This is a genomic window from Sorangium sp. So ce124 (assembly GCF_051525235.1).
Taxonomy (GTDB): Bacteria; Myxococcota_A; Polyangia; order Polyangiales; family Polyangiaceae; genus Sorangium; species Sorangium atrum.
Genome location: NZ_CP150312.1, coordinates 11,959,111 through 11,979,110 on the forward strand (window position 1 = coordinate 11,959,111; position 20,000 = coordinate 11,979,110).

Below are 20,000 nucleotides of genomic sequence, written 5' to 3' on the forward strand. Positions count from 1 at the left end.
GCTCTGGGCCGCGCGTGCCGCGCGCGGCGGACGAAGAAGCGCGTCACTTCTTCTCGCCCTTCTCGAGCTCCGGCTTCCTGTCCTGCATGGCCGGCTCGATGCAGTACTGAACGAACTCGCCGACGGTCTTCACGTCCCTGAGCTCGCGCTCGGTCGATCCCTCTTTCTGCACCTCGCACGCCCACTTGCAGTCCGGATCGGCCTCGCAGACCGGCACGCGCGTGGTGTCGCCCTCGAGCGGCTTGACCGCCGGGAGATCGGCCGCCGTGCCGAAGGTGAAGTAGTAGGCCATCGCGCTCGTCCGCGCCGCCGCGGGGCCCGCGGCGAAGTGCTTCTTCAGCGCCTCGACGGGCGAGCCCTCCTTCAGGTCGCCGAGCGCCGCGCCGTACGTGAGCGCCTCCGGCATGGCGAACCCCTTGCTGTCCTTGGTGTCGGGGAGCCTGCTCATGAACTCGTCGATGTGCTTCACCGTCGACATCTTCAGGATGGTCGCGGCGGCGGCGCGGCGGATCTTCCACTTGTCGGTCTTGAAGAGGCCGTAGAGCTTCTCGACGACGAGCTCACGCGGCATCTCGCCGACGCGACGGAAGGCCTGGTCGAGCACCGCGTCGGGCGCGTCCGCTGTCGCGATCTCGAGGATGCGCTGGATGTCGCTCGGGTTGTTGCGATCGAGCCGGCCTTCGAGCGCGGCGAGCGCGGCCTGGCGGCGCTTCTCCGGCTGATCCTTGTTCGCCGCGAACCCGAGGAGGAAGTCCACCGACGGCCTGCCGCCGAGCTTCTTCATCGACCCGAAGACCCGGAACAGCTCCTCCTCCTGGTACTGCGCGAGCTGCGCCTCGAACTGCTTCTCGGTCGGGTCGAGCTTCGACGCGGCGTTCGCCGCCTGGAGCTCGGGCTTCTTGACGGTGGTCCACTCGCCGGAGGTGACGAACCTGGCGATGGCGACCAGGTTCGCGGAGGCGGCCTCCTTCGTCGGCGGGTCGCCGTACTCGGCCACCAGCGACGCCAGCTGGTCGAGCCGCTTCGCCTCGCGGGTCATCAGCTTTGGCAGGCCGGCCACCGCGGCGGGACCGATGAAGCGCAGGAGCTGCTCCATCCCGTAGGCCTGCGAGCGGTCCTCGAGCCGGTGCTCGAAGTCCGCCATCGCCCAGTCGATGAGGGCGGCCTTGAGCTCCTCCTTCAGCCCCTCGTCCGCGATGATCACGGTCCGATCCGACGTGAGCATCGCGTACGCCGTGTCCTTGTAAGGGAAGGAGGTGTCCTGCTGGAGCGGCTGACCTGGCTGCGCGATGGGCGGCGGCTTCCTGAGCTCGGCGATGATCGACGGCACGAGCGCCGCCACGATGGATTGCCGGGTCTCCGGCGCCATGGTCGCGAGGGTCTCGACCATGATGCCGATGCCCACGCGCCGGCCCTGCCGCGGCTTCATGCGGATGAGCGAGGTGGCCGCCTCGACGCGGAGCGAGCTGTCGTACTTATCGTGAAACAGCACCGCCCTGAGCTTGTCCGGGCCGTGCGCCGTGGTCTCCCACCGGTGGATGTCGTCCTCGTTGACGCGGCACCCGCTCGTCGCGAGCCCTGCGCCCGCGGTCGCGAGGCACAGCAAAAGAAGGCCCGCAGCGCCGACGCGCCGCCCTGCTCGTTCGACAGTTTCCATGCACGTCCCAGGAGGGTCGGGATGGTACCGCCCGCAGCGCTCTGTTTGAAAGAATTTCAAGGCCGGGATAGAGAGGAGCCTTTCCAAAGTCTGCGCGAAATCTGGCCAGAACTCCAGCGCGCAGGCGGCCTCGTTCCCCCCTCCCGGCTCCCCTTCCCTGCTTCCCCTGACCTACGCCGCCCGGAGGCGGGCGCGTTTCGCCCTCCAGGCGAGCTCAGGCGCCCGCGGCGCACGGCCCTCCCGTACTTCTTGCCCCCGGAGCGAAGTGCGCATATGTGAGCAAAGTAGGTACAGGTAGGTATGCACGTCCCCTTGTTCGCTCCTCGCCGTGCCCAGCCCGCCGCCGGCCTTGGCGAGCCCTTGCGGTCCGGGGCGCGCGGCGCCGCGCGGACCAGCCCTGCAGGGATCGCCGGTCCTGCTGCGCCGCCGGGCCATGGCTACGCCCGGGATGCGGCGGCGCTGGTTCTTCTTGTGTCGGCCCTGTACAGCGCGCTGGCGCTCGCCTCCTTCCGCGCGGATCCGATGCGGCCGGAGGTCGCCGGCGACGACTGGGTGGGTCCCGTGGGCGCCGCGCTCGCGGGGACGTCGATCGAGGCGATCGGCGTCATCGCGTGGTTCGTCCCGCTCGAGCTCGCGCTGCTCGCGATGCCGCTCCTTGGGGCGAAGCGCTCGATCGCCAGCCTGTTCCGGCTGAGCGGCGACATCGTGGTGGTCATCGTGCTCGCGGCGCTCGCGCACGTCGCGTTCCCGCGCGCGGTCGCGTTCGGCGCGATGCCGCTCGGCGGGGCCGTGGGCGAGCTGTTCGGGGAGGTGCTGCGCGCGCTCTTCTCGAACATCGGGTCCTACATCATCGGGCTCACCATCGTCGCGCTCATCCTGATGGGCCGCGCGACGTTCTCGTTCATCGAGCTCGCGCACCGGGCCGAGCAGCTCGCGATCGCCGTCGCGATGCGCGTCGCCGGCTGGGCGCGCGCGCTCTTCGGGGCATGGGCCGCGGCGCGCGACCTGGAGCGGCAGACCGAGGCCAAGACGCAGAGCGCGCCCCCGATCATCGCGCGCAACTCGAGCCCCGACGCGATCATCGCCGCACTGGCCGACGACACCGACGAGCGGCCGTCCGATCCCTCCGCCAGGGCAACGCCCGTCGAGCCGGCGCCCCTCGAGGCGCCGGCGCTCGATCTCTGGAAGAGCGCGCCGTTCGACGCCTCCCCCGAGGAGCCGGCCGCCCCGGCGAAGCCGCGGCGCGGGCGGAAGGCGCAAGCCAGGGAGCCGCGCGAAGCGGCGCAACAGGGCGCCGAGCCGCGCGGGGCAGAGCCGCGCGACGCCGAGCCCCGCGAGGTGGCGATCCACGGCGGTGAGGCGCACGAGGTGGTGACCCACGGCGCCGAGCCCCGCGAGCTGGTGATCCACGGCGGTGAGGCGCACGAGGTGGTGACCCACGGCGCCGAGCCCCGCGAGGCGGCGCCGCGGGACGACGAGCCGCGCGAGGCGGCGTCGCGCGGCGCCGAGCCGCGAGGCCGGGCGCAGCGCGTTGCCGAGCCGCGCGAGGGAACGCAGCGCCGAGCAGCACGGCGTCGCGCCGCATCTCCCGCGGCGCCGCGCGGCGCCGCCGCCGAGGAGGACGGTGATGAGCCGTCGTTCGGAGGCGAGGCGCACATCGACGAGGAGCAGGGCGACCTCGACGAGGAGCAGGGCGAGGTCGACGAGAATCAGGGCGACCTCGACGAGGAGCAGGGTGACCTCGACGAGGACGAGCCCGCGGCGCTCGCGGCGCTCGATCCCGGCGACGACGAGATGGTGACCGCTCTCGGAGAACCGGAGGACGTCGACGTGCCGACACCGTCGCCCATCCTGCCCGTGCGTCACCGGCGCGAGCTGCCCGCGCGCGAGCACAACGCCGCGGTGGCTCACCGCGAGCCGCCGGTGCGCGAGCACAACGCCGCGGTGGCTCACCGCGAGCCGCCGGTGCGCGAGCACAACGCCACGGTGGCTCACCGCGAGCCGCCGGTGCGCGAGCACAACGCCGCGGTGGTTCATCGCGAGCTGCCCGCGCGCGAGCACGACGCCGCGGTGGTTCATCGCGAGCTGCCCGCGCGCGAGCACGACGCCGCGGTGGCCCACCGCGAGCCCCCGCCCGCCGTCAGCCCGGAGCGGGCTCGCGGGGTCGCGCCGCGCGACCCGACGATCGTCGATACGAGCCGCGCGCTCGTCAGCGAGAAGCCGGCCGTGGTGAAGGTCGTCCCGGCGACCGGGGCGGGCTTCCGCCTGCCGATGACGGACATGCTCGAAGCGGCCGCGGGCGGGCGCCTCCAGCTCGACGCGGATCAGCTGAAGGCGACCGCGCAGCTCCTCGAGAAGACGCTCGCCGACTACGGCGTCAGCGGGAAGGTCGAGGAGATCCACCCGGGGCCGACCGTGACGACGTTCGAGGTCTCCCCCGCCGCCGGCACCAAGGTGTCGAAGGTCGCGGGGCTCGCGGACGACCTCGCGCTCGGCCTCTCGCGCAAGGTCCGCATCGTCGCCCCCATCCCCGGCAAGAACCGCATCGGCTTCGAGATCCCGAACGAGCACCGCCTGCCCGTCAACCTGCGCGAGCTCGTCGAGGATCGCCGCTTCGTCGAGATGAAGGCGCCGCTGCCGTGCGTGCTCGGCCGCGACATCATCGGGACGCCGTACTTCGCCGACCTCGCGTCGATGCCGCACGTCATCGTCGCGGGCGCCACCGGCGCGGGCAAGAGCGTGGGCCTCAACGTGATGCTGGTGAGCCTGCTCTTCCGCAAGACGCCGGAGGAGCTCAGGCTCCTGATGATCGATCCCAAAGTCGTCGAGCTCGCGCCCTTCGATCGCATCCCGCACCTGCTCCTGCCGGTCGTGACGGACATGAAGCAGGCGGCGAACGCGCTCAAGTGGGCCGTCGACGAGATGGAGCGCCGGTACCAGCTCTTCGCGAACGCGGGGACGAAGAACATCACGACCTACAACGCCTGGGTCGAGCGCGTGCAGCGCGGCGAGGCGCGCCCGCCGAAGCCCCCGGCCAAGGTGAGCGCCGTCGGCGCCGACGGGCTCGAGGTGGAGATCGACGCGGCGAAGGACGGATCGGACGCGGCGCTGCCGGAGAAGATCCCCTTCATCGTGATCGTGGTCGACGAGTTCGCCGACCTCATGATGCAGCAAGGCAAGGACGTGGAGGCGAGCGTGGCCCGGCTCGCGCAGAAGGCGCGCGCCGCCGGCATGCACGTGATCCTCGCGACGCAGCGGCCGAGCGTCGACGTGATCACCGGCATGATCAAGGCGAACTTCCCCACGCGCATCGCCTTCCGCGTCGCGCAGAAGGTGGATAGCCGGACGATCCTCGACGAGCAGGGCGCGGAGCACCTGCTCGGCCGCGGCGACATGCTGATCAAGATGAACGGCTCGAACGATACGCGCCGCGTCCAGTGCCCGTTCTGCTCGGAGGAGGAGGTCCAGAAGATCACCGACTTCCTCCGGCTCCAGGGCGAGCCCGTCTACGACGAGGCGATCCTCCGGCCCCGAGACGACGAGGGCGAGGAGCCCGACACGTCCGACGCGGAGACCGATCCGATGTACGACGCCGCGGTTCGCATCGTGGCCGACACCCGGCGCTGCTCGACCTCATGGCTGCAGCGCAAGCTCGGCGTCGGCTACAACCGCGCGGCCAAGCTGGTCGAGGCAATGGAGAAGCGCGGGCTCGTCGGGCCCGCGAACGGCGCCAAGGATCGCGAGGTGCTGATCGCGCCGATTTGACCCCATGTGATTTATCTTGACGCCACTGCACAACGGGTATTGGCACGCGGCCGACCCGGGCAAGCGGGACAGACGGGATGTCGAGGAGCACACAGCGTCGAGGTGCCCGCCGACGGGGCTGCGCGCCAGCATGGCGGTTCTTTTGACTTTCCCGTTCGAATGCTTCATGGAGCACCCAGGATGGCGCCCGAGGAAACGCGCACGCGTCTGATTGCCCAGATCGCGAGCCTCCTGAACGACGGGACGATGCCCGCAGACGCCCGCGCAGCGGGGCTGACGCTCATCGGCTGGCTCGCGAGACGCATGCCCGGAGAGGCCGCATCGCGGGATGGTGTCGAGGAGATGTGCCGTCGCGCGGCGGTCCTGGGCTGCCGGCCGCGGCGCATCGGCGGACGGCGCTCCACCTGACCCGGCGTCATTGCACAGGCCGCGGACGCGCCAGCGCGTGCCCCGTGCTCAACCAGGATCGGCCAGGCCCCCTGGCCGAGCGCTCCGCGGACGCACGCGGCGCTCGCTCCTTATACGTCGGGCTGCGTCGAATTCACGTCGGAGCGTCGCCCCGGACCCGCGTTCGCCTCGCGAATGTGGGCCAGCACCGGGTTCTGACGGGCACCTGACGGGCACCGACGGCGAGGCGACGGCGAGGCGAGCGCTAAAAGCGACATCCGTACCGTAATTTGTACGTGCCGTAGCGAGCGCGGCTAAGCTCCTGGGTGGCGCGGCTTTCCGCGCCGCGGGGCTCGCGCGACGCCCGATCCGGGACGTCGGCTCGCTCGGTACCCTGGGTAAACGGCCGCAGTGGGGCCTGTGATAGGTGGTGTTGCTCATGGCGAACCGCGTGGTCGCCCTCCCCGAACCGCACCCGAATGACGATGAAGATGTCGTGTGGGGGATCTCCACGGCCAGCGCGCTGTGGGCGCGCGGCGAGCGGCGCGACGCTATCGTGTGGCTGCGACGCGCGGCCGACGCCGCCGGGGCGGCCGGGCAGCCGTTCCGCGCCTCGGAGCTCGGGCTGTGCGTGACGGCGCTCGAGGAGGTGATGGCCTCGGAGGTCGGGCAGCCGAGCGATCCCGATCTCCTGGAGACCATCGACAGCGAAGGCGACAAGCCGCCCCCGTCCTCTGACGAAGCGCCGCCGTCGGACGAGCAGACCTGGCGCCGCCGCATGTCGCTCACCCAGGAGCTGCGCGCCTCGATGCCCTCGATCGAGATCGACATGTTCGAACCGCTCTCGCAGCCGGAGCTGGCGGCCGAAGCAGAGCGACTGACGGCATCTTCCCGGCCATCGCCGCCGCTCCGTCCGGATGCAGAGGGCGGACCAGGCGCCGGAGCACGACCGATTGCGCCGTTTTCGCCCGCGCCGCCCGCTCAGCAGCCGCCGCCCCTCGCGCCGGCGGCTCCGCCTGGCGTGCCGCGCTCGCAGCCGCCGCCCTTCGCTCCGGCGGCTCCGCCCGTCTCGCGCTCGCAGCCGCCGCCCTTCGCTCCGGCGGCTCCGCCCGTCTCGCGCTCGCAGCCGCCGCCCTTCGCGCCGGCGGCTCCGCCTGGCGTGTCGCGCTCGCAGCCGCCGCCCTTCGCTCCGGCAGCTCCGCCCGTGTCGCGCTCGCAGCCGCCCCCCGCCGCGTACCCGCAGCGGCTCGACCCACCGCACGCGGCGCCGCCGGCGCCGCCGACGGCACCCTCGGCACCACCGGCGGCCGCGCCCAACGTCCAGGCCGGAGCGATGTACAGGAGTCAGCCGCCGCCGGCGGCTCCGCTGCCTGCCCCCATGGCGAGCGCCATTCCGCCGCTGCCTCCCGCGCCGGGGGTTCCGTCGTTCCGGCAGCAGCTCACCACGGACCCGCTTCTGGTGATAGCGCCGGCGAAGACACAGAGCGCGCCACCGCCCGCCCCGATACCACCGCCGGCCATTCCGCGGGGAGCATCGCGGCGGCCGTCTTCGATTCCCCCTCGGCCTGCCTCCGTGCCCACGCCGCAGGAGCTGCAGTCTGCCCTGCCTCCGTCGCCGGAGCGCGGCCGCTCCGACCCCGCGATGAGCCCCCTGCAGCCCCCGCGTCCCGCCGGGGTACGCTCCATGAGCGAGCCACCGCCCCCGGCACCGCGACCTCCGTCAGCGCTTCCGGCGGTACCTCCACCTGCTCCACCGCTGCCGAGCCTCATCGCGGAGCCGCGACCGCCGCCAGCGCCGGGAGGCGTCGCGCCCGCGTCGCGCCCGCCGTCGTTCAGACCTCCGCCAGCGCCGCATCCAGCGTCCCTCGGACTTCCGCCACCGCCGCACCCGCCGTCGTTCGGGTCTCCACCCGCGTCGCACCCGCCGTCGTTTGGGCCTCCACCAGCGCCGCATCCGCCGTCGTTCGGGCCTCCGCCAGCGCCGCACCCGCCGTCGTTCGGCTCTCCACCCGCGTCGCACCCGCCGCCTTTTGCGCCCCCGCGCCCGCAGCCTGCGGCAGCACCGCATCCGCCGTCTTTTCAGCCTCCGCGCCCGCAACCTCCGCCTCCGTCCGCCGTGCCGGCGCCCGCTGCGCCGTCAGCTGGCGTGCTTGCACCCCCGCAGGTGCTCCCCCCGCCGGTGTCGCCGCCGTCTTTCGCGCCGCCGCAGCCGCCGATCAGCACGCCGCCACACCCGCAGGCTCTGCCTCCCCCGACGCCGCCGCCGCCCACGCTGGCCTCCGCCATACCGCCGCCCACGCTGGCCTCCGCCATACCGCCGCCCGGCGCGCTGCCGCCGCCCGGCGCGCTGCCGCCGCCCGCCGCACCTCCGGCGCCAGCCACGCGTCCACCGTCGCTCTCGGCCACCACCACGCCGCATCCGGCGCCCCTCGCGCCTCCGCCTCTCACGCCTCCGACCCCCGCGGCGCCGCCGCTGGCGTCGTCGATGCCGGTCGCGCCGCCTGCTGCGCCTCCCGATGCGCCCTCGGGGGTCGCCACGCTACCGCCATCACCTGCTGTGCCGCCGCTCGCCGCGCCGTCGCCGGCGTCCGTCCCGCCGCCCGCGGCGCCCGTCGCGCCATCGTCGCCGGTATCCGCCGCACCTCTGGCCGCAGCGGCCTCGCTCCCGACATCGGCGTCGCACCAGGCCCCGAGCCCGCCAGCCCCCGCCGACGAGCACGCGCCCAACGACGACGACATCGGCGAGATCGTCGTGGAGGCTCAGGCCCCGACGCCCACCCCGGCCCGCACAGGCGCGGCCGCGCCCGCACAGGGAGCGATCAGCTCCAAACGCAGGCCGCGCGAACCGATCCTCGACCCCTGGTCCGAGGACGCGGAGCCAGCCGCGCCGCCGCGGCCTCCCCAGGAGATCATCACGTCGAACGGCGACACGTATCTCGTCGCCCGCAGGCATCCCTCGACGCCACAGCCGGGCGACGAAGAGGAAGACGAGGTCATCACCTCGGCAGCGCCGCTCGATCTGACGCTCAAGCGGAAGCCGATCTCCGCGCGACCTCCGGCGCCCCCGACGCCCGCGGCGGCGCGCACCCGCCCGGCGGCGCCCACCGGAAATGAACCCCCAGGACACCTCGGGGCCTCGGCCGACAGCATTCCCGCAAAGGGCACCGCAAATTCCGCGAGCGACGGCGCAAAGCTCGAGCCCCCTGCGAGCACAGACGCGTCGCCCGCGGAGTCGACGATCGAGGGGACGGTCGTCATCGAGCTCTCCGACAGCGACCTCGAAGCGCCGATGTCATCCCGGCTCGCCAGCCTTCCGCCTCCGCCACGGGCAGCGGAGCCGGGTGACGACCTGCAGACGACGGCCACCCCGTCCCGCACCGAGCCCGCGTCCAGCAGCGCCGAGGTCCAGGCGCCGCGCCCGCGCGCGCTCGATGAAGCCTCGGGCGAGCCCGCGCCGGAACCCGTGGAAGAGCTGCTCGACGACGCGGACCTCGCGCTCGACGAGGAGCCCCCGGCCCAGGCGCCCGGCGCCGCGCCGCGGCCTGCGCCCGCCGCCGACGCCCGCGCGCCGGCCTCGGTCGACGCCCTCCCCGATCTCGCCGAGGCGCCGCTCGTCGATGTGCCCGCGGTCGAGCGGCGGCGGTCGGCCGCAGGCGAGAGCGCCGACCTCGCCGCCATGGCGCTCGGCGCGCCGCCCAGCGCGCCGCCGGCGACGGAGGCGAGCGCGGCGCTCGACCTCGCCCCGGAGCTCGCGCCGGATCTGCCGCGGCCCGGCGCGGCCAGCGCCGCGCCAGCCGCCGCCGGGGCCCTCACCGGCCGCGACCTGGAGCAGATCGAGGCGTTCGCGGACCTGCCCGAGGAGATGCACGACGAGCTCGCGCTCGCAGCGCGCGTGGAAGACCTCTCGTCCGACGAGGAGCTCGCCGTCGACGGGGCGGCGCTGGTCCTGCGCGGGGACGCCGCCGTGTGCGCGAACATCGTCGATATCCCCGCCGAGCGCGCCGCGACGAGGACGCTCGTGCCGTCCCGAGGGACGCTCGAGGAAGGCGTCCCGCTGCGCGTCGTCGCCGGCGCGGACGGCGCGCGGGTGGCGATCTGGGACCAGGCGACCATCGATCACGCGCTCCGCAGCTGCCCGTGGGTGCTCGACGAGCTGCGCACCGTCGCGGACCGGATCCAGTCGCTCGCAGGCGCCACGATGGGGCCGCTGGGCGAGCTCGAGGACACGCTGCTGCGCCGCGTCCTCGGCCGGCTCCGGCTGCGCGGCATGGCGCCCGGCGAGCACTTCATCCATGCCGGCAACCCCATCCCCGGGCTCGTGATCATCGGCGCCGGCGCGCTGGAGCTGGTCGCGGAGCGATCGCAGACGATCGCCGGCACAGCGAGGCCCGGCGAGCTCCTGTTCGCCTCGGAGCTGCTCGGAGGCCAGCCGGCGCCGTCGATCGCTCGCGCCGCAGGGGGCGGCGCGCTCGTGCTCATCGCCGACCACCCCACGCTGCGCGAGCTGTTCGAGAGCACGCCCGAGCTGCTCTCCATCCTGGCGCAGTCCGTCTCGATGAACGCTCAGCGCGGCTGAGGCGGCGCGCGGAGCGAGAGCCGCGCGGAGCTCGGCTGGCTCCGCGCGTCGGCGAGCGCTGGCGGGATGGCGCGCGGCGCTAGAGCTGGCCGCCCTTCGGCCGCGGCGGCCGCGCGGCCCCCTGCTCCAGCTCGGCGGGATCGATGGGCTCCGCTTCCTCGTTGATCTGCCAGACGAGCTCGCTGTTGCCCTGCGCTCCGGCGAAGCGGAGCCCGAACCACCTCGCGCTCGGCGAGATCGTCGGCTTGCCGTCCGCGGTCGCGCGCGGGAAGCGGATGCGGAACGCCTGGCGCCACACCGTGTTGTACGGGAAGTAGGTCCGCTCGAGCGCGTTCGGCTTGGCGATCGCGACGATCTCCTCGGGCGCCGTCTCGTTCCCGGTGTCGTCGATCAGCCGCACGATCCACGCGCTGTTCGGCGTCGAGAGGTCGTTGTATTTGCGCTCGCCCCCGAAGATCGCGACGAAGAACTGATGGCGCTGGCGCGTCTCCTCGAGCGTCTTCTCGAGCAGCTTCTGCCGCTGCTCGATCGTGAGCCGGTAGTCCTGCGCGTAGCGGACCACGTAGGCCCAGCGGAAGTCCCACGACTCGAACGTCGCGGTGGCGGTGAGGAAGTTGTCGAGCTCGGAGAGCGCGAACAGGTGCTCCGTGCGCGTCCAGCTGCGCAGCACGTTCTCGTAGTCCGTCGCGACGTACTCGCGGGGCCCCTCGTTCAGGCTCACGAGCTGGGTGGAGCAGCCGGCCGAGCCGAGGAGCGCCGCGAGAACCAGACCGCGCCGGAGCCATGCTGCGTTGACCACGCGGCCAGGGTACCGAGCGCCCGCGCTGGATGCACGCACACTCGAAGCCGAGCCCGCGCCTTCGGCGCCGTCGGCCAGAGGCGCGCCCGGCGAGCGCGCCCGCCGCGCTCACGGGGGCGCCCGTGGAGCGCCTGTCGGGAAGGTGAACCCGACGCTGAACCGCGCGGCGTAGTACGAGGCGACGTCGCCGCGCAGCGGGGTCGTGACCGGCAAGAGCACGCTCAGCGCCGGCTGCACGTTCGACAGGATGAAGCGGACGCTCGGCGAGACCGCGAACGTCGCGCGCCGGTCGTCCGGCAGGTCCTGGGTCAGCTGGTAGACCTCCCACAGCTCCAGCCCCACCCCGACAGGCCGCGCGAGCCGGTAGCCGAAGTAGAACGCCGTGTGCGCCGAGATGTCGGTGCGGCGCTCCCCGGACCGCAGGCCGCGCACGACCAGCGACCAGTCGAGGCCTTGCCTGAGCTGGAAGATGAACGGCCCGGTGATGTGCCGCATGTCGAACCAGGGGCGGAACGTGAGCGTGAGCTCCCGGAAGCGCGTCTCGTCCCACGGCCGCACCACACGCGCCGTCCGGAGCACCTCGGCCTGGTCGCGCGAGACGTCGCGCGGGACCGGGAGCACGAGGCCGAAGCCTCCGCCGGAGGCGAGCCCGCGCACGCTCGACCAGACGCCGCGCCCGTACAGCTCGGGGCTCCCGAGCAGGATCGACCGCTCGACCCCCGGGACGCTCGCCGCGGCGCTGTCATGCACCGCGCCGACGAACCACTTGCGCGGGACGAGCGGCACCTCCATCTCGCCGTGCGAGTACCAGGCGAAGGCGAGCTTGCCGCCCGCCCGGCTCGCCGCGTCCGGCTCGATCACGGCCGCCGTGTACTCGAAGGTGAAGGTCGGATCGCGCAGCGTGAGCCCGGGGAGCGTCGGGGGCGCGGGGACGTCGAAGACGGCCTCGTCTTCCTCGTCGGACCACGCGCCCGGGCCGGGCGACGCGGCCTCCGCTGCGCCCGCCACGGAGAGCAGGCCGAGCCACGCCGCCGCGCGGGCGAGGCGCCTGAGCGACGCCGGGACCCGCGCGGGCGGCCTCAATGCCACGGGGTGCGCTGGCTCGACGCTACTTCGACCCGAGGCCGAAGTCGTTCGCCGTGACGTAGAGCATCAGCCCGATCAGCATGAACACGCCGACCAGATGGATATGCGCCTCGATGCGGGCGTTCGGCCGGCGCCGCGTGGCGGCCTCGTAGAACAGGAACATCAGCCGGCCGCCGTCCAGCGCCGGGAACGGGATCAGGTTGAAGGCGCCGAGGTAGGCCGAGAGCAGACCGAGGAACTCGAGCCCCTCGGCCCACCCGCGCTTGGCCGCGTGCGCGGTCTCCTCGATCATCCGCTTCGGACCGCCGAGCTCGCCATCGACCTTGCCCGTGAGGTATTGGCCCAGACCGACGACCAGGCTCTGCACGACCTTCGGCGGCTTCGTCACGGCGAGGACCACCGCCTCCTTGGCGGTCACCGGCGCCGACTGGACCGGCCCGATGGCCATCACGCCGATCTTGCCCGCGCCGCCCTCGTTCGCCGGCGTGACCTTGGCCTGGACGCGCTCGCCGGCGCGCTCCACGACGACGTCGAGCGGCCGGCCCGGGCTACGGGAGATGATCTCGGCCATCTTTTCCCAGTCCTGGACCGGGGTTCCATCGATCTCGACGATGCGGTCGCCGTCCTTGAGGTTGGCCGCCGCGGCCGGCATGCCGGCGACCACGCCGATGTCGGTCAAGCGGTAGGGCTTGCCGCCCGTCATCAGGCTCGCGAAGAAGAGCACCGACGCGAACAGGTAATTGGCGAGCGGACCGGCGAAGATCGCGGCGATCCGGCCCATCAGGCTCGCGTTCGCGTAGCTGCCCTTGTCCTCGGGATCGACCTCCTCGAGGGGGTTCATCCCCGCGATCTGCACGTACGCCAGGAAGGGGATCATGGCGACCTGGAACACGGTGGGGCCGTGCTTCACCGGGTCGTGGCGAAAGAGCCGCACGCGGACCTTGTCCGCGGCGGTCGTGAACCAGTAGTACCCGTCCTTCGGGACAACCTTGAAGAAGGTGGGGCCGAAGCCGATCGAGAACTTCAAGACGCGCATGCCGTAAGCGCGCGCGGCGAGGAAGTGCCCTCCCTCGTGGACCACCATCAGCAGGGCGAGACCGAGGATGCCTACGAAATACCAGCCGACCATCTCCGGCTAGTCTAACCAGGGCGGGCCCCTTCCGCACGCGCCCGATGTCCGCGCCGTACGCCTGCCCCCGCGAGATGCCGCCCGCGGCGGAGGCCGCGCGCTCCCACCGGCCCTGGTGTGCCGGGAGAGCGCGACAGCAGGGCAGCGCCCGGGGCGGCTCAGCCCGCCAGAGGGCCAGAGCCGGCGGGGTGCGGCTCAGCCGACGAAGAACGAGACGCCGACGCTGAAGAAGGGATACCCGATCCGCATCGTGAGCGACATGCTGTCGTTGAAGTGGTAGCGGCCGCCGACCATGCCGACGAAGTCGAACCACACGTCGCGGTAAAATCCGTCGGTCCGGAGGGTAGCGCCGAGATCGGCGAACGCGCTCCACTGATCGTTGAAGAAGAAGTTCCACTGCATGGTGACCGGGCTCCAGATGGTGAAGTCGCGGCGGCAGTACCTGCAGTCGGTGAAATCCAGCCCGAACGAGATGGCGACAGTGTTGTTGAGCTTCGGGATGAACGCGGGATCGGCGAGCTCGATGCTCGCCCTGAAGCCGAGGCCGAACTCGGGGTCGCCGAAGTCGTTGTAGCGCCCGGGCCCGTACCGCCGCAGGCCGTAGTCGCGGTGCAAGAAGACGAGGTCTCCGTGCGGCTCGAGCTCGGCGAAGTAGCGGGGGTGATCGTTCGGATTCTTGATGTTCGCCTGCGCTTCGGGCGCGAGCGTGAGGAGGGTGGCGCCGGCAAGAGCGACGCTCACGAGCGAGGGCAGCGCTTTCATGAGCTCTTCGTACCAAAGGAAGGGCAGCGACGGAAGCAAACGGGCACGTGTCGGCCGCATGACGGCCGCCGCTGGAAGGCGATGTCGCACCTCGCTCGGCGCGGTGCGCGCGGCGCGGGCCGAGCGCGCGCGGGCCCTGGCCGAGGCGCGCCCTCGTCTGGCTGAAGCGCGCGCTTTGGGGTAAGCCGGGGTAGCCAGGGCCGAGCGCCGCACGCGCGGCGCGCCTCGGAGGGGCGGCCTTCCCCGGAGCGTCGAGATGAGAGGATCGACAAGCGTCATCCAGCTGGCCCGCGGCTGCGCGCGCATCGGCGGCGGGCTCGTCGCGGTCGCCGTGCTCGCGTGCAGCGGGACGATCCAGGTCGCGGGGCCGCCGTCCGAGGAGGCGGCGCCCCCGCCGGCGCAGGCGAAGAAGCCGCCCGCGCCAGCGAAGGCCCCCGAGGCGCCGGCGCCCGCGCCCGCGGCGGTCGAGCCGTTCGTGATCACGCGGGACTCCGACGAGTGGGTGCGCCGGACGATGAGAGTGCAGGCGCGGTACGAGCGCGTCCTCGTCGTCGGCGCGGCGGCCCTCGCCGCGATCCGCGTGGCCGCGCTCGATCTGAATGCGCGGGGCGCTGCGGCCGAGCCAGGTGAGCTCCCTGTCACGCGCGCGTTCGCCACGCTCCAGGAGGCGGCGGACGCGGCGCGCGGCGGCGATCTCATCGCTGTGTTGCCCGGGACGTACGCGGGGTTCTCGATTGGCGACAAGCCGAGCGCCGGTCAGGAGCGGTACATCCATTTCAAGGCGATGGGGAGCCCGGGCGAGGTCGTGATCGACCGGGGGTGCGCCGCCGACCCGAACTGGATGATTTACCTGAAGGCAGCGCACCACGTCGTGATCGAGGGCTTCCGCCTCGCTGGCAGCAGCGCGCCTGGCAGGCAGAGCGCGGCTGAGCCGAAGGCGGGGATCATGATCGACGGCGCCTTCGGCGAGACCAGCAGGCTCGCGCACCACATCGCCATCGTCGGCAACTTCGCCCATCACCATCGGATGTGGGGGGTTCACGCCACCGACAGCCACACGGTCCTCCTGCAGGACAACCTGTTCGCCTTCTCGGCGGGCGAGCACGGCGCCTACATATCCGACGGATCGGACAACTACGTGGTTCGTCGCAACGTGTTCTTCGGCAACAGCGCGAGCGGGCTCCAGGCGAACCTCGATCCGGAGGCCTCGCTCGACGCGGTGCTGGAGCACCCGTCGTTCCGAGATCATCCGCGCAGGGAGCCGACCCGCGCCTGGGCCGCGGAGCGGATGAAGCGCGCGGCGGAGCGGTTCGGCGAGCACGGGTTCCCGGATGGCCGCGGCGTGAACTTCATCATCGAGCAGAACGTCATCAACGGCAACGGGCGCAGCGGCGGCGGGGCGATCAACCTCGCGGGGGTGTCGGACTCGGTCATCCAGAACAACCTCATCTATGGCAACCTCGCCAGCGGGATCGCGCAGTGGGACAACGCGAACCCGTTCGACCGCGCCTATGTGGACCCCGGCCCGCGCGCTCCGGAGCAGGTGACCGGGCCTGACGCGCTGCCGCTCTGGGGCTGCCGCAACAACCTGATCCGCAACAACACCGTGGTGCTGAGCGCGAGGGGCCGGCCCGCGCTCCAGTGCGGCAATGGGAGCTGGGGTTGTCGCCTGCGGAACAACATCCTCGTGAGCGACGCCTCGCCGTCGATCGAGGTGCTGAGCACGAGCATCTACCGGTTCGACGCCGGCCACAACGTGGTGACCCAGGTGAGCTACGGCGGCATGCCGGAGGGGCTGAAGCGCCTCGCGGCCGCGCTTCCGGAGACGAGGGCGATCACGGGCATCACGCGCGCGCGGTTCGCGACGGAGGTGGTGCGCGCGAGCGAGGAGCCGTGGGTGATCCTCGACGGGGGCTGGTGGAAGCTCAACCCGAACCGCCCTGATTTCAGGCCGAAGCGGTCGTCGAAGATGCTGATCGGGCAGGGCGATGCGCGCGAGGTGCCCGCGCGGGATCTGCTCGGCGTGGAGCGCAGCGGCGCGGAGCTCGGGGCCCTGTCGCCAGGGCCGGGCTGAGGGGAGGCGGCGGCGCAGGTGTCGGGGCCGCCGGCCGCGGCAGCCGGGGCAATGGCGAGCTGACGGTGCACGGCTTCGAGGCTGGTGGGAGGCCGGCGTCGGCGAGCGCCGCGAAGCCGCGGCTCTGCCAGACGCCCTCGGACACGGCCACGACGAGTATGCCCGGGCGCGCTGAGAGGCCAACGAACGCTGGAATGGTGGCGACGCCCGCGCGAGAGGGGGCGCTTGCGAGCGAAAAATGTTGCCGGGGGTGAGAAACAGGCGAACGATCGCGCCGCGTTGGGGCAATGACGTGGAGAATGGCCGCGGCGTGCCCAAGGAGAGTGGCGATGCGCAGCAAGACTTCTTCTTTGGTTATCGTGTTCAGTATCGCGGCGTTCGCGGCGTGCTCCGGCGAAACGACGGAGAACCCCGGCGGGGGCAGCGGGAGCGGCGGCGGGGGGACGACGAGCACTACGACGTCGAGCACCACGACGACGACCACAGGCTCGGCCACGAGCTCGACCACAGCCGCGTCGACGACGGCGGCATCGAGCGGTTCGGGCGGAGGCGCGGGACTGACCGAGTGCGAGGACGCGTGCGCGAAGGTCGAGGAATGCAGCGATCTCAGCTGCGAATCCCTGTCCATCAACTGCTCTGAGCCGGGCTACGAGTGCGCTTCACAGTGCATCCTCGACACAGCGTGCGAAGATCTGAACATCACGAACACCGACCTGCTGGTCTGCTTCAGCGACTGCGACGCCGGCGCTGGGGGCGGAAACGCTGACGCTGCAGCGTGCCGATCCTGCGCCATCTCGAACAGCTGTCTGACGCTCTGCGCGCTCAGCGGCACATGCCAGAGCTGGCTTGAGTGCGCTCAGGGATGCTTTCAGAACGACCCGCAACCCAGCTGCTTCGATGCGTGTGACACCCAGTTCCCTGGCGCCGAGCGTCAGTTTGACGCCGTATATAGCTGTGCGTGCACGAACTGCGATGAGAGCTGCAACACGGTCGCGGCTCCGTGCAACTGAGCAGTCCGCATCGAGGCTGGACGACGGCTCCCCCCGCATGAGCGCCTTCCTTCACCTCCTGGATCTCGCCTCAGATCGAACGGCAGACGGCGGATAGCCTCCAGCCAGCACGCCGGCCGCGTGTACACTCCCCCTCGTGCCGACCGCGCCGCCCCGCGATCCCGTCCGGGCTCCCCTATCGAACACCCCCACACCCTCCCAACGCCGCGTGTCGGGCCACACAGCGCCAGGCTGGCTCGGTGCTGTAATGTGGCTCACGGCGTGTTCTGCGCCAGGCGGTGGTGGCTCAGCGAGCAAGTCGGACGCCCCCGGCGAGACCGGCGCAGTCCGCGCAGCCGACACGGACCAGGCAGGGGCTCCCGCCGCGGCTTCCGCTTCCGCCGCGCGTGCGCCCGGCGGAAGCGCGGACGCTGGCGCTGCCCTCCCGGCCATCGCGAGCGCCGCGCCCATGTCCATCGCCGCTTCCGTGCCCGTTGCAGACGACGCCGGCGCCGCCCTTGCTGAGCCACATCCGCTCGGCTCGGCCAGCGCCGGTCCTCCCACCCTCCCCCCACAGCCGCCCGGGCTCCCGCCGGCCCCCGGCCCCTGCCCCGCCGACATGGCCCTCGTCAACGGCTTCTGCATCGATCGCTACGAGGCGCACCTGGTCACCGATGCCGGCGGGGAGCTCGCCGTCCACCCGCACTTCAAGCGCCCCGAGCCGGGCGTCCGGTACCTCGCTCGCAGCGCGGCCGGCGTCTTTCCGCAGGCGTACATCAGCCGCGTCGAGGCCAAGGCCGCCTGCGTGGCCGCGGGCAAGCGCCTCTGCACGCGGCGGGAATGGCTGCGCGCCTGCCGCGGCAACGGCGCCCACCGCTACCCCTACGGCCCACGCGGCGAGCGCGGGCGGTGCAATACAGGCAAACCCCACCTCCTGCGGGAGGTCTTCGGCGAGCACCCGGCGGGCGGGTGGAGCTACGAACGACACTTCAACAGCCCCGACCTCGACCAGAAGCCAGGCTTCCTGGCGAGGAGCGGCGAGCACGCCGGCTGCGCCAGCGAGCTCGGCGTCCACGACATGATCGGGAACCTGCACGAGTGGGTCGGCGACATGGTCGATGGCGAGCTCGTGATCCGGATGAGCACCGAAGGCGTCGAGCGCCGCGACCAGCCCTGGCACGAGGGCAACGGCGTGTTCATGGGCGGCTTCTTCAGCACGACCAGCGAGCTCGGCCCCGGCTGCTACTTCACCACCATCGCCCACGAGCCGACCTATCACGACTACTCCACCGGATTCCGCTGCTGCGACAGCGTCGACCCGCCGGCCGCCCCGGGAGCGACCGACGCGAGCCAGCGAGACGGCGGCTGACAGCGCGGCCGGCCGCGACGCTCGGCTCGGCGCCGAGGTCCCCGGCGCCTGCAGGCATCGGTGCCTGCGGGCCCCGGCGAGCTCGCCCGCGGCGCGATCCCAGCAACGCCGCGCCCAGGGATGGCGGCGGCGTGCTCATCGCGGGCGGCCGCCTCTCATCGCGCGCAGCCGTCTCGGAGGAGCGGCCGTCGATTCCTGCCCGCGCCAGGAACAGAGCACCTCCGCCAGATGTCCTGCCCTCCCGATGACCACGAGCACAGCGACGCCCCTGGAAGACGCTCGTGCGATCACAGCGCTTCGCCCCCGCTACGGCCGGTGGGCCGCAGCCGCCGCGGCGCTGCTCCTCTCGGGCCTCGCGGCCACCGGAGCCCTCGTCAGCCAACCGCTCGTGGCGGCGCTCCCACTGCCCGCTCCGGCGCTCTCCGCGGACCCCGCTCACGTGGAGCGCGACGTCCGGATGCTCGTGGAGGAGTTTCGCCCACGGGGCTACAGGCAGATCGCGCAGCTGGACCGCGCCGCGGCGTACCTGCGCGACGAGCTCAGCGCCGCCGGCGGACGCGTGACCGAGCAGCTCTACGATGTCGAGGGGCGAACGTACCGCAACGTGCTCGCCCGGTTTGGCCCGGACTCGTCGACGCGCGTCGTGGTCGGCGCCCACTACGACGCGGCGAACGACTTGCCCGGCGCCGACGACAACGCGAGCGGCGTGGCAGGGCTGCTCGAGCTCGGGCGGCTGCTCGGCCGGGCGCCTCTCCGCGGCGACGTCGAGCTCGTGGCGTTCACGCTGGAGGAGCCGCCCTATTTCCGGTCCGAGCACATGGGCAGCGCCCATCATGCGAATGCGCTGCAAGCAGCGGGCGTGAAGGTCCGGGCGATGATCAGCTTGGAGATGATCGGGTATTTCACCGACGAGGCCGACAGCCAGGCGTTTCCGCTGGCGCCGCTCGCCCTGCTCTATCCGACGAAGGGGAACTTCGTGGCCGTGGTCGGCAACCTGGACGGGCTCTCGCTCGTTCGCACCGTCAAGGGGGCGATGCGCGGCGCGACCGATCTGCCCGCCTATTCCCTGAGCGCTCCGGGGCTCGTTCAGGGCGTGGACTGGTCCGACCACCGGAGCTACTGGGAAGCAGGCTACCCAGCGGTCATGATCACGGACACGGCGTTTCTGCGCAACCGGCGTTACCACACCGACAAGGACACGCCGGATACGCTCGATTACGCACGCGCGGCAAAGGTCGTCACCGGCGTGGCCCAGGCCGTCCTCGCGCTCGCGAACGAGTGAGCGCTCTCCCGTCGCCGTGCCGTTCGCTCCTCCCCGGACGGGGCACGCGCGCCGCGCCGGTGCGACCGTAACCTCGGTCGATCCTCGGCGAGCGAGGACACCGTAAGCCGCCCGACGCGCGATAG

The 20,000-nt window shown here is 72.3% G+C and carries 14 protein-coding genes; 7 read left to right on the forward strand and 7 right to left on the reverse strand.

The window, feature by feature from the left end:
* Positions 1–43 precede the first annotated feature (43 nt).
* The gene (locus tag WMF19_RS44905; protein WP_437895966.1) at positions 44–1,657 is read right to left on the reverse strand and encodes a hypothetical protein; all 1,614 of its coding nucleotides are present in this window, start codon (positions 1,655–1,657) and stop codon (positions 44–46) included.
* 300 nt (positions 1,658–1,957) lie between these two features.
* On the opposite strand from WMF19_RS44905, the gene WMF19_RS44910 reads away from it, so the two are divergent.
* A complete protein-coding gene (locus WMF19_RS44910; RefSeq protein ID WP_437895967.1) occupies positions 1,958–5,422 on the forward strand; it encodes a DNA translocase FtsK 4TM domain-containing protein in 3,465 nt (1,154 codons plus the stop codon).
* Positions 5,423–5,602: 180 nt separating this feature from the next.
* The gene (locus WMF19_RS44915) at positions 5,603–5,830 is read left to right on the forward strand and encodes a hypothetical protein (RefSeq protein WP_162144043.1); all 228 of its coding nucleotides are present in this window, start codon (positions 5,603–5,605) and stop codon (positions 5,828–5,830) included.
* A 960-nt stretch (positions 5,831–6,790) separates the two neighbouring features.
* On the opposite strand, the gene WMF19_RS44920 is transcribed toward WMF19_RS44915, so the two are convergent.
* Entirely contained in the window at positions 6,791–7,126 is a 336-nt protein-coding gene (locus tag WMF19_RS44920) for a hypothetical protein (protein WP_437895968.1), read from the reverse strand.
* Between the two features lie 762 nt (positions 7,127–7,888).
* Positions 7,889–8,548, reverse strand: a complete 660-nt coding sequence (locus tag WMF19_RS44925; protein WP_437895969.1) for a hypothetical protein — start codon at positions 8,546–8,548, stop codon at positions 7,889–7,891.
* Between the two features lie 13 nt (positions 8,549–8,561).
* Here WMF19_RS44925 and WMF19_RS44930 point away from each other — a divergent pair, with 13 nt between their 5' ends.
* A complete protein-coding gene (locus WMF19_RS44930) occupies positions 8,562–10,385 on the forward strand; it encodes a hypothetical protein (RefSeq protein ID WP_437895970.1) in 1,824 nt (607 codons plus the stop codon).
* A 79-nt stretch (positions 10,386–10,464) separates the two neighbouring features.
* Here WMF19_RS44930 and WMF19_RS44935 read toward each other — a convergent pair whose 3' ends face one another.
* From WMF19_RS44935 to WMF19_RS44950, 4 genes are all read right to left on the reverse strand, one after another.
* On the reverse strand, positions 10,465–11,184 hold the full coding sequence (locus WMF19_RS44935; RefSeq protein WP_272102091.1) for a hypothetical protein: 720 nt from the start codon (positions 11,182–11,184) through the stop codon (positions 10,465–10,467).
* 108 nt (positions 11,185–11,292) lie between these two features.
* Entirely contained in the window at positions 11,293–12,273 is a 981-nt protein-coding gene (locus WMF19_RS44940; protein ID WP_437895971.1) for a hypothetical protein, read from the reverse strand.
* Positions 12,274–12,292: 19 nt separating this feature from the next.
* Positions 12,293–13,399, reverse strand: a complete 1,107-nt coding sequence (locus WMF19_RS44945) for a M50 family metallopeptidase (protein WP_272102089.1) — start codon at positions 13,397–13,399, stop codon at positions 12,293–12,295.
* A 195-nt stretch (positions 13,400–13,594) separates the two neighbouring features.
* A complete protein-coding gene (locus WMF19_RS44950; RefSeq protein ID WP_272102088.1) occupies positions 13,595–14,161 on the reverse strand; it encodes a hypothetical protein in 567 nt (188 codons plus the stop codon).
* A 256-nt stretch (positions 14,162–14,417) separates the two neighbouring features.
* Between WMF19_RS44950 and WMF19_RS44955 the strand changes: the two genes are divergently transcribed.
* The 4 genes from WMF19_RS44955 (at position 14,418) to WMF19_RS44970 (ending at position 19,875) form a co-directional block, all read left to right on the forward strand.
* Positions 14,418–16,235: a right-handed parallel beta-helix repeat-containing protein gene (locus WMF19_RS44955; RefSeq protein WP_437895972.1), complete on the forward strand. Its 1,818-nt coding sequence runs from the start codon at positions 14,418–14,420 to the stop codon at positions 16,233–16,235.
* Positions 16,236–16,545: 310 nt separating this feature from the next.
* Positions 16,546–16,875, forward strand: coding sequence for a hypothetical protein (locus WMF19_RS44960; protein ID WP_437895973.1), 330 nt, complete (start codon positions 16,546–16,548; stop codon positions 16,873–16,875).
* Positions 16,876–17,843: 968 nt separating this feature from the next.
* A complete protein-coding gene (locus WMF19_RS44965; protein WP_437895974.1) occupies positions 17,844–18,593 on the forward strand; it encodes an SUMF1/EgtB/PvdO family nonheme iron enzyme in 750 nt (249 codons plus the stop codon).
* 244 nt (positions 18,594–18,837) lie between these two features.
* A complete protein-coding gene (locus tag WMF19_RS44970; RefSeq protein WP_437895975.1) occupies positions 18,838–19,875 on the forward strand; it encodes a M28 family peptidase in 1,038 nt (345 codons plus the stop codon).
* Positions 19,876–20,000: the final 125 nt, after the last annotated feature.